This window comes from Streptomyces sp. E2N166, assembly GCF_003671715.1.
In the GTDB taxonomy this organism is placed as follows: domain Bacteria; phylum Actinomycetota; class Actinomycetes; order Streptomycetales; family Streptomycetaceae; genus Streptomyces; species Streptomyces thinghirensis.
In genome coordinates this window covers 762,963-775,422 of the sequence record NZ_RAIF01000012.1, presented here as the reverse complement: position 1 = coordinate 775,422, position 12,460 = coordinate 762,963, and the positions used below count along the sequence as shown (strand labels likewise).

Genomic DNA, 12,460 nt, shown 5'->3' with positions numbered 1-12,460 from the left:
CGTGACGCCGGCTTGCGCGCCGAACTGGAGCTGTGTGAGCGGTACGGCATCCCGCACTCGCAGTTCCTCGGCGGCGACGGCCGCTGGTCCGACCTCGACCGGGCCAAGGCGTTGGCCTGGGCGGAGTGGCAGCGGTCGGTGTGCCCGGAGTGCCACACCCGGCTGGAGGAGTGGGACCGCGAACGCGGCGGCGACCCCCACGCCTACGTCACCGACACCCTGCGCTGCCCCGGCTGCGAGCTGATCGAGCAGGAACGCGATCACGTCCCCCAGGACCGGTCCGGCTACGGCGTGAAGATCCAGCTCCTGCCGCGCGAGCAGTACGAGCCGCGCCCCTGATCCACCCCCGCACCATGTAAGGAGGCCGCCGCGGTGGCCGGGTTCACCCTCACGGTCGCGATGCGCGCCGAGGTCCGCGACCTGATCGCGGGAACCCGTGCTGCCTCCGCACAGATGCGGACCCTGGGGGAGCGTACCGACGCCGCGAACCGGTCCCTGGCCCGGCTGGACGCCAACGGGGCGCGGCTCGCTGCGCAGTTCGCCGCGCTGAATCGTTCCTCCCGTGCGGCCGCCGGGGAGCTGAACCGGATCACCGCCCGCGCCGGGGCGGCCCGTGCGGCGCTGCGCGCGGCCGGGGACGACGGCGCCCGGTCGATGTCCCGGCTCCAGCGGGCGACCGCCGGGGCCGGTCGCCGGGGCCTGTCCGCTACGAACATGCTCGCCGGCGGCGCCCTCGTCCTCGGCACCGGCGAGATGATCGAGGAGGGCAACCGCTACCAGCGGCAGATGAACCTGTTCCGGGCGGTGACCGGCGCGACCGCTTCGCAGATGAAGCGTGCCGCCGTCGTCGCTCAGGAACTCGGCAACGACCTGACGCTGCCCACGTCCACGTCGGCGGACGCCGCCGAGGGCATGGTCGAGCTGAGCAAGGCCGGCTTCCGCGCCGATCAGTCGATCGACGCCGTACGCGCCTCACTCCAGCTCGCCGCGGCGGCCGACGTCAACGCCGCCACATCGGCCAAGTACTTGGGCGACATCATGGATCAGTACGGCCTCGGTGCTGATCAGGCGTCCAAAGCGTCAGACACCCTCGCGGCCACCGCGAACAACGCCTCCGGCTCCATCACCGACATCTACTACTCGATGCGGTACGCGGGCCCCGTCGCGAACGCCCTCGGCGTCAGCCTCCAGGACACCGCCGCCGCAGTCGGCATGCTCGGCAAGAGCGGCATCCTCGGCCAGACAGCGGGCACGAGCCTGCGCGGGATCTTCGCCAACCTGGCGGCGCCGACGCCGATCATGAAGAACGCCCTGCGCGACCTCGGCATCGAAGCCTGGGACGCGCAGGGGCGCTTCAAGGGCCTGCGCACGGTGATCGACGGCCTGTCGAAGGCCGAACACTCCATGAGCCAGAAGGACTTCACGGCCGGAGTGACCCGCGCCTTCGGCAAGCCCGCCCTGTCCGGCGCGGTGGCGCTCGCCCACCAGGGCACCGAGTCCTTCGACGCCCTGTCGATGGCCGTGAGGCAGACCGGTTCAGCAGCGTCCATCACCGCCTCGCGCGGCGAGGGCCTCGCCGGTGCGATGACGCAGCTGCGCACCCAGGCCAAACAGACTGGGATCGCCCTGTACGAGGGGATGGCGCCCGGCTTGGAGTGGGTGACGCGCCTGCTCACCCGCGGGATGGCCGGGGCCACCCCGTACCTGACCACGGCCCTCGACTACGGCCGCGACATCGCCACCCTGTACGGCCCCGACCTGAAGGAGGCGACCAAGGACGGGCTCAGCGGGCTCATCGATGAGGCGAAGGAGCTGATCGGGCCGCTCACGGAGATCGGTGAGCACTCGCTGGCCACCGGCCTGAACCTGCTGATCAACGCCGCAAGCACCCTCGGCGACGTCCTGGAGAACGCCGCCGACGGCGCGGAACCGCTCCTTGAGGCCGTCGCCGGGCTTGGTGAGGAGGGCGGCGCGGCGGCCGGCACGCTCGACATCATCGCCACCGTCGGCAACGTGGCCATGGACGCGGTCTCCGGGCTGTCCCTGGTTCTCGTTCCCGTCGGCCACCTCGTCGGCGGGCTGGTCAGCGCGTTCGGCGCGCTGCCCGCGCCGATCCAGTCGGCCGCGCTGGCGATGCTGCTGTTCCGCCGCGCGCAGCCCGCCCTGACAAACATGGCGAACACCATGACCGGCCCCGTCCGGTCCGGGGTGCAGTCCTTCAACCAGCAGATGCGGGTGCAGCAGTCCTTGGCCGCCGCATCCGGCGTCGCGCTGTCCCGGTACGGAGCGGCGTGGGCAGCGGTGCAGGCTCGTGTCGGATTCCTCGGGGACATGACGGCTGCGTTCCGCAGCGCGAACGGCGCCGGGCAGACGTTCGTCGGCACGCTCAACGGGGTCGGCCGGGCGGCTGGATCGGGACTGCGCTCGGCGCTCGGCGGCGTGACCAACGCGCTCGGCGGCCCGTTCGGTGTCGTCATGGCGGGCGTGTCGGTGGGGTTGGGGTTGCTCGCGGCGCGCCAGCAGAAGGCCGCGCAGGCCGCCGCCGAACATCAGCAGCGCGTCTCGACCCTGACGTCCGCGCTGCGTGAGTCCGGGGGACAGATCGACAGCAACGTCCGCCAGCAGGCGGCCCAGGCCCTGTTGGATACGAGGACCGAACAGGGCCAGCTCACCAAGGTTATGGAGCAGGCCGGCGTGCCGCTCGCGTCGCTCACGGACGCGTACCTGGGTCAGGGCACCTCGCTGGACGCGCTGCAGAAGCAGCTCCAGGCCACCGCCGACAAGCACAAGGTGTGGAAGGACGTCGCCGGAGGCAAGGCGACCGTCCAGGACTACTCCGAGGTCGGCCAGCAGTACAAGGACGCCGCCGACGCGCTCGGCAGCGTCAAGGGTGAGATGGCCGAGTCGGTGAAGAACGCGAAGGAGCTCGCCAAGGCCACCAAGGGGGCCGGGGACGGCACGTCCGCATACGACCGGTTGAAGGCGGCCGTCGGCGGTCTGGCGGACGAGACGGCCGACGCCGACACGCGCACGCGCTCGCTGAAGTCGGCGCTCGACCTGCTGTCGGGCGGCCAGATCTCTCTTCAGGCAGCTAAGGCCAAGGTGAACTCCGCCGTCCTCGACTTGCAGGAGGGCAGCAAGAGCGTCAACCGGGGCCAGGGCTACGGCGGCAAGCAGCTCGTCAACGAGGACAAGACCCTCAACACCACGACGAGGAACGGGCAGCAGCTCTACACGCAGCTCACCGCCCTGTCCGACGCGGCGGCCGACGCCTCGGTGGCCACCTACGACCTGGCCATCCGCAACGGCGAGTCGCTGCCCGCGGCGCTGGCGAAGGCCCGCGGGGAGATGAGCCGCGCCCGCGCGGAGGCGATCCGAGCCGCACGCGGCTACGGGCTGACCAAGGCCCAGGCCGAGGGCGTCGCGGACAGCCTTGGCCTGCTGCCGTCGAAGGTGTCGCTGCTGCTCCAGACCAAGGGCATGGACAGCACGCTGGCGAACCTGATCGCGGTGCAGGCTGAGTTTCACCGGCTGCCGAAGCAGAAGACGATCAAGGTTGACTCGCTGAGCGACGGCGCGCAGAAGAAGCTGCGCAGCCTCGGCTTCACGGTCAAGACGGTGCCGGGCACGCGGCAGATCAAGATCACGGCGCCGACTGCGGGCGCCCGCAAGGACCTGGACGTGCTGATCGACAAGCTCGGGCAGACGCCGAGCTCGAAGAACGTGAAGGTGTCGGCGCCGACCGCTGCGGCGATCAAGAGCCTGGAGGCGGTACAGGCGAAGATCCGGGCGACGCCCGGCGCGAAGAGCGTCCGGGTCAGCGCGCCGACCGCGGGCGCCCGCAAGGAGCTGGAGTCGCTGGGCTTCCGTATCGAGAAGATCCCCGGCTCCAAGGACGTGAAGGTCACGGTTCCCACCGGGGGCCCGACCAAGGCGGCCGACACGATCCAGGGCCGCATCAACGCGCTGCGCGGCAAAGAGGTGACCGTCACCACGCGCCATGTGACGATCTTCGACCAGCTCCAGGAGTCGAACGCCTCCATCGCTGACGCCATCCAGAAGCAGGCCGACGCCCAGGCCCGCGCTGCCAAGAAGCAGGCCGACGGCGGAGTCGTCGACTACTTCGCCGACGGCGGGATCACCGGCCCCCGGCGCCGCGAGCAGCACGTCGCACAGATCGCCCCGGCCGGGAGCTGGCGCATCTGGGGTGAGCCCGAGACCGGCGGGGAGGCGTACGTGCCCATGGCCGCCTCGAAGCGCGACCGCAGCAAGGCGATCGTGGAGACCGTGGTCGACCGGTTCGGTGGCCAGGTCGAGTGGTACGCCAACGGCGGCGTACGTGGCCGGAGCGGCCGCGACTACAACCCGATGCTCGCCAGCAGCTTCAAGCAGGCTCGCAGCGTCGCGGCCATGGCGGGCGTCGTGCGCTCCTTCGACATCCGCACCGGCAGCGATCGCGCCCGCACCCGTGTGGTGGACGCCCGCGCCGGCGGGCGGGTCCAGGTCGTCGTCGTGCGCGAGCAGCAGCCGCTGATCGGCTCGATGCCGGTCACCGTCACCGACAGCTCCGCCACCCCCGAGCAGATCGGCAACGAGATGATGCGCACCCTGCGCAACGCGCAGCGGGGCGGGAGAGTGTGATGACCACAGCACCGAACAAGCACAGCCGCCCCGAACTGGCCCCGTGGCAGTACGAGATCGGCGGTGTCGTCCTTGGCACCGGCAGCTACGTCCCGGTCGGGAACGTCGAAGGGCTCGGGTCACCCGGCACCCGCCCGCAGGACGCCGACCACTCGAACAGCGACGGCACGTCACCGGGCCGGGACTTCTACGGCCCGCGCCCTCTGCGCTTCGAGGCGGGCATCAAGACGCCCGGAGACCCGGTGAAGGCCGCCGAGATCCTCGCCCGGCTGGAGCGCGCCCTGGACACCCCCGACGCCCGTACCAATCCCGACGGCCGTCACGTTCTGCGGGCCCGGTGGCCCGGACATGCAACGCGCCGCATGTACGGGCGACTTCGGCGTATGGAGGCGACCAGCACAGCCAACGCGGTGCACGGGTGGATACCTCTCGACATCGAATTCGTCGGCCTGGACAACCCCCGCTGGTACGACGACGAACTGTCGAAGCTGACGCTCGGCCTGGACCAAGCCGTCCGCCCCCGCAGCGGGGACCGCACCGTCGATGAGGCAATGGGCCGATCCGCCGCCTGCCGCCGCCCGGCCGACCCGCACCACCACCCGGCCGACGACCGCCCCGGCTGGGTCACCAACCACGGCGACGTGCCGACCTACCCGAGCCTGCGCGTGCACGGCCCAGTCACTGACCCACGCATCTGGAACACCGTCACCCGCCGCGTCCTCGAACTCGACCTGTCGCTGCGCGACGGCGAGTGGGTGGAAATGGAGACCCGGCCCGGCACCTGCTGGGCCCTGCGTAACGGCACCGTCAACGTGGCCAACGACCTCAGCCCCGCATCCCGTCTCGACCTGTTCACCCTGCCGCCCGGACGGTCCGAGATCGCGTGGAGCGCGAACGACCCGTCCGGCACCGCGCGCCTCGAGGTGGCGTGGCGGTCGGCGTACACCACCCTGTGAACGGAGACCACACGTGACGCTGCAACCCCCGATGATGGTGCGCGGGGCCGACCACTCCGCCCGCGCGATGCGCCTGATGATCCGCGACTTGGCCCGCGGCCGGCAGGGTGTCGCTGGCGGTGAGGACCTGAAGGTCCGCCCCCTTGAGACTCCGGGCCCCGGTGTCCGCGTCGGCGATGGCTCTGCTCTGATCCACGGTGCCCGGCCGTGGCAAGGGGCCTACACCCAGTCCAACATCGGCGACACCGTGGTCGACGTGCCGGCGACCGGGCCCGTCGCCCGCACCGACCTGCTCGTGCTGCGCATCGAGGACCCGGAGTTCGAAGGCGACCGCGACCCGCGCCGCCAGGAGATCGGCTACTTCCACCTCATCCAGAACATCGGCGCACAGGACACCGCCGCGCTGCGGGAGATGACGGCGATCCCGCTGGCCCGCCTCACCATCCCCCGGAACACCGCGACGATCACCGCCGAGATGATCACGGATCTGAGGCGGCTGGCCAACCCGCGCACCGAGCGCACGCTGCGCACCGTGCACCCGACCACCGCGGAGAAGGTGCCCGGCAAGCACGGCCAGTGGGCGGCCTGGCCCAAGGAGGCCGCCTGGGATCTCGACGTCCCGGCCTGGGCGACGGAGGCCGCCATCGTCGTCACTCTGTCCGGCCTGCGTGCCGAGGCGGGGTCCGTCTATGCAGAGCTGCGCACGCGACTGGGGGAGCGCGCCGCGAAGCCGACCGTTGTGGACGACGACGGCACCACCACCCGCCGCTCCTCCGTGACCCTGGCCGACACGCTCGCCGTGCCGCCCGCCTACCGGGGTACCCGCCAGCACCTGGCCGTCGAGATCAACCAGAACGACAAGTACGGCGACGGCGACTTGAGCGTGGCCAAGGGCACGACGGTCACGCTCGACGTCGCGTTCACGGAAGGGCCTGCGTGACGATGGCCGACTACCGCTACATCGTCGCGCGGGCCGCGACCGGCGACGTTCTACACTGGAACCTGCCGCTGAGCGAGGTCGAATACGGCCCGGAGATATCCGGGCCCGGCTCGTTGAAGGCCACCTTGCCGACCGCGTTCCGCCGCTCCCTCGGTGATGCCCTCGACGCCGGCGACACGGTGCTCCTCGTCGAGCGCAACGCCCGCCTCGACTGGGGCGGGCTGCTGTGGCGTGCCGAACCAGAGGGCAACACCCTGCCCGTCGAAGCCTCCGGGTTCACGAGCTACCTCCACCGCCGCTTCGACCTGCACGGCAACCTCGACGGTCGCGGCCCGTACATCGAAGCGGACCCGTGCGAGGTGATCCGCGATGTGTGGGCCTACGCGCAGGCGCAGCCGGACGGCGACCTCGGCGTGGTCGTGGACGACACGAAGTCGAAGGCGAAGACCGGCACCGCGAAGGACCCGTACACCACCTCCAAGACCGATCCGCGCAACCTGGGCGAGATGGTGGACGAGATGGCCGAGATCGATGACGGCCTGGAATGGTCGGAGACCGTGGCCTGGCGCGGGCGCCGCGCCGAACGCCGCATCATCCTCGGTGCGCCGCGCCTTGGCCGACGCCGCGAGGACCTGACGTTCACCACCGGCGCGAATGTGGTCGGCACCCCGCACGTCATCAAGGACGCCGACTCCTACGCCCAGTTGGTCATCGGGCTCGGCGCGGGCGAGGGCAAGAAGCGCAAGGTCGTCGTGGACGGCGTGCGCAACGGCCGCCTGCGCCTGGAACACCGGCTGGAGACGAGCGAGAAGGACGAGGCGAAGCTGAAGCAGCGGGCCCGCCGCGAACGGCTGGCCCGCCAGGTCCTGCCCTCCCTGACCGAGCTGGAGATCATCGACCACCCGGCGGCCCCTATCCACGCGTTGCGCATCGGGGACGACGTCCGGATCCGCCTGTTCGAGCCGCACACCGAGTACGACGGCTGGTGCCGGATCGTCGGATGGACGGTGCGGCCCGGCGAGGGCGAGACGGCCGAGCGCGTGACGTTGAAGCTGGAGCGCACCAACAAGCCCGAGGACGAGGCGGGCGAGGGAGAGGAGCGGTAGGTGCCGGACACGATCGCCGACCTCGGCCGCCGACTGGCCAAGCTGGAGAAGCGCGTTGTCACCCTGGAACGCGCCCGCCGCGCGCCGTACCCGGAGTGGCGCGACCTCCCGCTGACCGGCGACACCACCGTCCCCGACGAGGAGCAGCCGCCGCAGTTCCGCGCCAACCCCTGGGACACGACCGAATTCTGCGGCCGTATCGGACTGGCGGGCGGCCGGGCTGCTGACGAGCAACTGGTCGCGCTGCTGCCCGAGGGGTACTGGCCGGAAGCACCGCGCACGGTCGATGTCGCCTCCGACGCGGCACGCCGCAGTCTCCAGCTCGACATCGACCCGAAGGGCCTGGTGCGGCTGCGCGTCCAAGGCGGCGGCAGCGTCCGCGCGTCCTGGATCAGCCTCGATGGCACCACGTTCCGGACCGACCGCGCCGACACATGATTGGCTACCTCGCATGGGCACTAGGCGGTGGCCCCAAAGTTCAACTTCGTGCGGATGGCTGAGGGGTCTCTGCCTGTAGCCGCCAGCGTGGCTCTTCAGTCCCGAGTGGCCTCCATCATGACGATGGATACGGCTCCATCGAGCGCATCCCGCCAAATGTCCCAGCGGTCGAGTCCGTCGGTGTGATTGATCAGCACATCAGCCATATCCACGGGATCGGGTTGGGCAACAGCCGCGCCGCTGGCAGCCTTGCAAGGGAACAACAGGATTCTGCGAAGAACGCTGCGCGTCCGTGGACTCAACTCCCTAAGTACGGCGGGCGGGAGTAGCAAGTCCGCAGTATCGACCGGGGGTAGCCCTTGAGAGGCGCGCACCTGCGCGTATGAGCACAACCAGATGGCGGTCATCGTGCATAAGACGACGTTTCCGGTATCGAACTGGAAGCGTGCATGTGCATGTTCCTTGCAGTATTCGCAGCCGTCGTAGACCCCTGCAAGCAGTTCTGCGATGCCGTGTTCGTCCCCCGTGATCATTCCGGTCGCACCCTCCGGAAGAGAGTGTCGCCCCTGGAGTGGGCAGTGGTTTGTCAACACTGTCTCGAACGAGTCATCCATGAACTTGACCAACTCCCACACGGCATTCGGGGTTCACCACGCGCCACGACTATCAGACCAGACTGTCACCCGCCAGCGAATCAAGAGGGCGATGATCCGAGCCGCCAATACGCCGTAGCATGGGATCAGGGTGACCCTCCACCTGCTTCGTGCTCCCCGAGGGACCGGGCCGCCGCGGCGGCCACGGCCGACTGCCATCCGGCGCAGGGGAGAAGGACGAAGCGCGTGGCTACACCGCTGAGCGCGGACAGGTTCCTGTCCGTGCTGAAGGGCGCCGGGCTCGGCGTGGTCGAGCACGGCAAATGGCGCACCCACAACCGGAACACCCACGGCAACTGGGGCCCCGCGAACGGGGTCATGATCCACCACACCGGGCCGTACAGCTCCGAGAAGGACATGGTGGAGCTGTGCCGCGTCGGCTACCAGGATCTCCCAGGCCCCCTGTGCCATGGCGTCATCGACCGGTCCGGGACGATCCACCTGGTCGGCTACGGCCGGACCAACCACGCCGGCATGGGAGACACCGACGTCCTGCTCGCGGTCATCGCGGAGAAGTCGGATCTCCCGCGCGACAACGAAGCGGATACCGACGGCAACCGGCATTTCTACGGTTTCGAGTGCATCAACACCGGGAGTCAGCCGTGGCCGGCTGCCCAGCTCGACGCGATGGCGCGGGCGGCGGCGGCCATCTGCCGTGCGCACGGCTGGAACGAGCACTCCGTCATCGGTCACAAGGAGTGGCAGCCGGGGAAGCCGGACCCGGGCGGCATCGACATGGACGGCTTCCGCGCCCGGGTCGCTCGGCACCTCAAGGACGGCGGTAAGCCGAAGCCCGACCCGAAGCCGAAGCCCGACCCGAAGCCGAAGCCCGACCCGAAGCCGAAGCCGGACCCGAAGCCCAAGCCGAGGCCGACAACGAAGTACGCGGCGTACCCGGGCAAGCAGTTCTTCCGCGAGGGCCGCTCCTCGCCGGTGATCGCCGCGATGGCGAAGCGGCTGATCGCCGAGGGCTGCGACTCCTACGACACGCCGCCCGGCCCGGTGTGGAACGACGCGCACCGCCGCTCGTATGCGGCCTACCAGATCAAGCGCGGCCACCACGGGGCCGACGCCGACGGCATTCCCGGCCCGCAGACCTGGGCGGACCTCCGCGTCCCGCACCAGGCCGGTGCCACCGCCCCGACCCCCGCCACCCCGAACCAGGAGCACGACCCGATGCCGCAGGTCCTTGCCGATGTTGCCGAGCGCACCGTTGCCACCTACCTCCAGTCGCTGCTGGGCCTGATGGCAGCCTCCAGCACGACGGACATGGTGTCCCTGTCGGCGTGGCAGGCCGCCGCGGTCTCCGCGATACCGGCCGCGCTCAGCGCGTTGAAGTCCACCCTCGGCACCGTCCTGGGCAGGCCCGGAACAGCCTCGTGGCTCCCGCTCAAGCGCGACCCGGCCACGCCCAAGCACTGATCGCCGGGCAGTGAGAGAACAGGAGGAGGGACCGTGCCCGAAGGACAGGTCGCGCTCGCCCTGGCGGAGCTGCGCCAGGCGCTGGAGGTCGGATTCGCGCGCATCGACGGCCAGTTGGCGCTGCTCGTCCAGCGGAGCGACCAGACGGACAAGGCCCTGGAGGACCTGGAGGAAAGAGTGAGCGCGCTGGAGAAGACCAGGTGGCCGCTGCCGACCGTCGCCGTACTGGCCAGCATCACCGCGGTGGTGCTCACCGTCTTCAGCCTGGCCCGCAGCTGAGACGAACGCCCCTGCCGTCAAGCGGTGTTGTCCGACAGCGCGCATAGCGTGAGGGCGCACTTGCTCCTGCGGCCTGGGGGTCATGATGGATACGACACACCTGCTCGTCACCGACCTGGAGGTGGACACCGCGCTCGCGAACCCGGCGGTCCCGGCCGCCATCCGCGCGGTGTGGCAACTGCTCTGGGAGTCGGAGGTCCGGCTGGACGAGGTCCTGGCGTTCGACGTGCCGGATGCGGAGCTGGATGACCGTCTGGTCGTCATCCGGCACGCGAAGGAGGTCGGCGTCTACGAGGCCGGGATCACCGTCTCGGCGGCCAACGCGCTGCGCGAGCTGATCGGGGCACGCACGGACGGGCCGCTGTTCACGCTGAGGGGGCGGCGGCTGACCAAGGCCGAGGTGGCGACCGCCTTCCGCGAGGTGACCGGCGGACGCACCATCCACGCCCTGCGGTTCACGCGCCAGAGGAAGGAGCAGGGCTCGACCCGGCTCAGCTCCACCGCCGACCAGCCCGAGGGCAAGACCGCGTAGCGCGCGCGGCGACGCACACGGCCCCCGCCGAGACGGGGGCCGTTTGGTCCTCTTGGAGAAAAGACCGCCGCCACCATAGCAGCGACCGCCGCGTACGCTGGCGTGCGCGTACGGCTACGCTGCCCTCTGCATCCAGGGCAGACACCGGAGGACGGGGATGAGTCGGGGCAAGCCGTATCTGGTCGGGCACCAGGAGTTCGCCGCGCTCTACCGCGTCGATCCGAAGCAGGTCGCGCAGTGGCTCGCGCCGAGCCGCGGCAGCGTGCTGGATCCGGAGACCGCCATCATCGTCAGCGGGGTGCGGTACTGGCCGCTCGGTTTCGCGGCCGGGTGGGGAGCGACCACGGCGCGGTTCCGCCAGGTCGACCTGGACGTGAAGGCGCGGATCATCGCGGAGCAGGGCGAGGGCTGGGAGCCGGACATGGGGGATGAGCTGCCGCCGATCGTCGGCCAGCAGGAGATCATCGAGCTGTTCCACCTCCCCGCGCAGGGCAACTTGGCGACGACCATCGCGACAGGGCGGTTCCCGGAGCCCGACTGGCTGCTGTCCGGGTCGATGCTCTGGATGCTGGACACCGTCCTCGACGCTGTCCCGAAGCTCCGCGAGAGCGCGCGGGGCCTGCCCTGGGACGTGGACGAAGCGGTCGTCTCCGCCTTGCGCGACGGCACCTACGACGGGCCCGGCAGTCGCGTACTGACCCGGGGCCGCCACGCCCGAAAGGCCCTCTGACCTGCGCAAACACTGTACTTAGCCTCGAATTGCAAATAAGATATAAGTAATCCCCGTTATGGGGGTCCGCAGTTCACCAAGGAGGCAGCAGTGCAGTTCATCGCCACGCCGGGCGGCGACGAGATCGCCGTCATGGATGCCCGTGAGGCCCTGGTCGTCGAAGGGGCCCTCTCGCTCTACGTCCTCAAGCACCCCGAGTCCAACGTCGCCATCGATGCCCTGCGGGCCGCGTCGACGGCCAACGAGGCTCGTGAGGCGCGCATGGAGGAGGCGGCCGAGCGGGCCTCCGTCTGACCTCGGGCTGAGCTTGTGAAGTCGCGCCTGTAGCTGGTGGGGTTGATCATCTGTCCGCCGACCCGCAAGATAGGTGACATTCTTGAAAGAAGTAATCAGGGGGTGGGTATGGCAGCCGTCCAGGACGAGATACCGGGCCTGGTCATCCACACCGTGAGGCAGCCGGACGGCCAGCCGGCTTCGATCCAGGCCCAGTTCGAGACGTTCCACGAGCTCAACCCTTGGGTGCTGCGCGCGTTGGAGGCCCTGACAGCCGACTACCTCAAGCGCGGCGCGAGCCGTGTCGGCATCGGGATGCTCTTCGAGGTCCTGCGCTGGCGCTACGTCACGGCGACCGAGGGCGACGAGTTCCGCCTCAACAACAACTTCCGCAGCCGGTACGTCCGGCTCCTGATCGAGCGCCACCCCGAATGGGCGGGCGCCTTCGAGGTCCGCAGCCTGCGGACCGAGTGAACCAACCCTCTTGGAG

Annotated in this window: 12 protein-coding genes and 1 pseudogene; 12 read left to right on the top strand and 1 reads right to left on the bottom strand. The window is 70.1% G+C overall.

The window, feature by feature from the left end; genetic code table 11:
- Nucleotides 1-12 precede the first annotated feature (12 nt).
- Genes EBH09_RS11280 through EBH09_RS11255 form a run of 6 tightly spaced genes read left to right on the top strand, consistent with a single transcriptional unit; the run spans nt 13 to nt 8,081 of the window.
- Complete coding sequence (locus EBH09_RS11280; RefSeq protein WP_238697269.1) at nt 13-339, top strand: TFIIB-type zinc ribbon-containing protein; 327 nt, start codon at nt 13-15, stop codon at nt 337-339.
- Nucleotides 340-372: 33 nt separating this feature from the next.
- Nucleotides 373-4,641, top strand: coding sequence for a phage tail tape measure protein (locus EBH09_RS11275; RefSeq protein ID WP_121746856.1), 4,269 nt, complete (start codon nt 373-375; stop codon nt 4,639-4,641).
- Nucleotides 4,641-5,597 (top strand): phage tail domain-containing protein, encoded by a 957-nt coding sequence (locus EBH09_RS11270; protein ID WP_121746855.1) that lies wholly within the window; start codon nt 4,641-4,643, stop codon nt 5,595-5,597. Before EBH09_RS11275 ends, EBH09_RS11270 begins: the two co-directional genes overlap by 1 nt.
- A 13-nt stretch (nt 5,598-5,610) precedes the next feature.
- Entirely contained in the window at nt 5,611-6,537 is a 927-nt protein-coding gene (locus tag EBH09_RS11265) for a hypothetical protein (RefSeq protein ID WP_121746854.1), read from the top strand.
- Entirely contained in the window at nt 6,534-7,643 is a 1,110-nt protein-coding gene (locus EBH09_RS11260; RefSeq protein WP_153182628.1) for a hypothetical protein, read from the top strand. The genes EBH09_RS11265 and EBH09_RS11260 overlap by 4 nt, the downstream gene beginning before the upstream one ends.
- On the top strand, nt 7,644-8,081 hold the full coding sequence (locus tag EBH09_RS11255) for a hypothetical protein (protein ID WP_121746852.1): 438 nt from the start codon (nt 7,644-7,646) through the stop codon (nt 8,079-8,081). It abuts the gene before it with no gap.
- A gap of 95 nt (nt 8,082-8,176) precedes the next feature.
- On the opposite strand, the gene EBH09_RS11250 is transcribed toward EBH09_RS11255, so the two are convergent.
- Nucleotides 8,177-8,614 carry a hypothetical protein gene (locus EBH09_RS11250; RefSeq protein ID WP_121746851.1) on the bottom strand — a complete coding sequence of 146 codons (438 nt, stop codon included), beginning with the start codon at nt 8,612-8,614 and terminating at the stop codon, nt 8,177-8,179.
- Nucleotides 8,615-8,920: 306 nt separating this feature from the next.
- Here EBH09_RS11250 and EBH09_RS11245 point away from each other — a divergent pair.
- From EBH09_RS11245 to EBH09_RS11220, 6 genes and pseudogenes are all read left to right on the top strand, one after another.
- Nucleotides 8,921-9,856: pseudogene (locus EBH09_RS11245) on the top strand (peptidoglycan-binding protein); the annotation flags it as partial.
- Nucleotides 9,857-10,189: 333 nt separating this feature from the next.
- On the top strand, nt 10,190-10,435 hold the full coding sequence (locus EBH09_RS11240; protein ID WP_121746849.1) for a hypothetical protein: 246 nt from the start codon (nt 10,190-10,192) through the stop codon (nt 10,433-10,435).
- An 82-nt stretch (nt 10,436-10,517) separates the two neighbouring features.
- Nucleotides 10,518-10,967 carry a tyrosine-type recombinase/integrase gene (locus EBH09_RS11235; RefSeq protein WP_121746848.1) on the top strand — a complete coding sequence of 150 codons (450 nt, stop codon included), beginning with the start codon at nt 10,518-10,520 and terminating at the stop codon, nt 10,965-10,967.
- A 157-nt stretch (nt 10,968-11,124) separates the two neighbouring features.
- Nucleotides 11,125-11,697 carry a hypothetical protein gene (locus EBH09_RS11230; RefSeq protein WP_121746847.1) on the top strand — a complete coding sequence of 191 codons (573 nt, stop codon included), beginning with the start codon at nt 11,125-11,127 and terminating at the stop codon, nt 11,695-11,697.
- A 90-nt stretch (nt 11,698-11,787) separates the two neighbouring features.
- The gene (locus tag EBH09_RS11225) at nt 11,788-11,991 is read left to right on the top strand and encodes a hypothetical protein (protein WP_121746846.1); all 204 of its coding nucleotides are present in this window, start codon (nt 11,788-11,790) and stop codon (nt 11,989-11,991) included.
- Nucleotides 11,992-12,099: 108 nt separating this feature from the next.
- Nucleotides 12,100-12,444, top strand: a complete 345-nt coding sequence (locus EBH09_RS11220) for a hypothetical protein (RefSeq protein ID WP_107417801.1) — start codon at nt 12,100-12,102, stop codon at nt 12,442-12,444.
- The last annotated feature ends 16 nt before the right edge of the window (nt 12,445-12,460 follow it).

Excerpts from the sequence above, each read along its gene's own strand:
- EBH09_RS11270 (WP_121746855.1), top strand. The coding sequence starts at position 4,641 with ATGACCACAGCACCGAACAAGCACAGCCGCCCCGAACTGGCCCCGTGG.
- EBH09_RS11250 (WP_121746851.1), bottom strand. The coding sequence starts at position 8,614 with ATGATCACGGGGGACGAACACGGCATCGCAGAACTGCTTGCAGGGGTC.
- EBH09_RS11235 (WP_121746848.1), top strand. The coding sequence starts at position 10,518 with ATGATGGATACGACACACCTGCTCGTCACCGACCTGGAGGTGGACACC.
- EBH09_RS11230 (WP_121746847.1), top strand. The coding sequence starts at position 11,125 with ATGAGTCGGGGCAAGCCGTATCTGGTCGGGCACCAGGAGTTCGCCGCG.
- EBH09_RS11220 (WP_107417801.1), top strand. The coding sequence starts at position 12,100 with ATGGCAGCCGTCCAGGACGAGATACCGGGCCTGGTCATCCACACCGTG.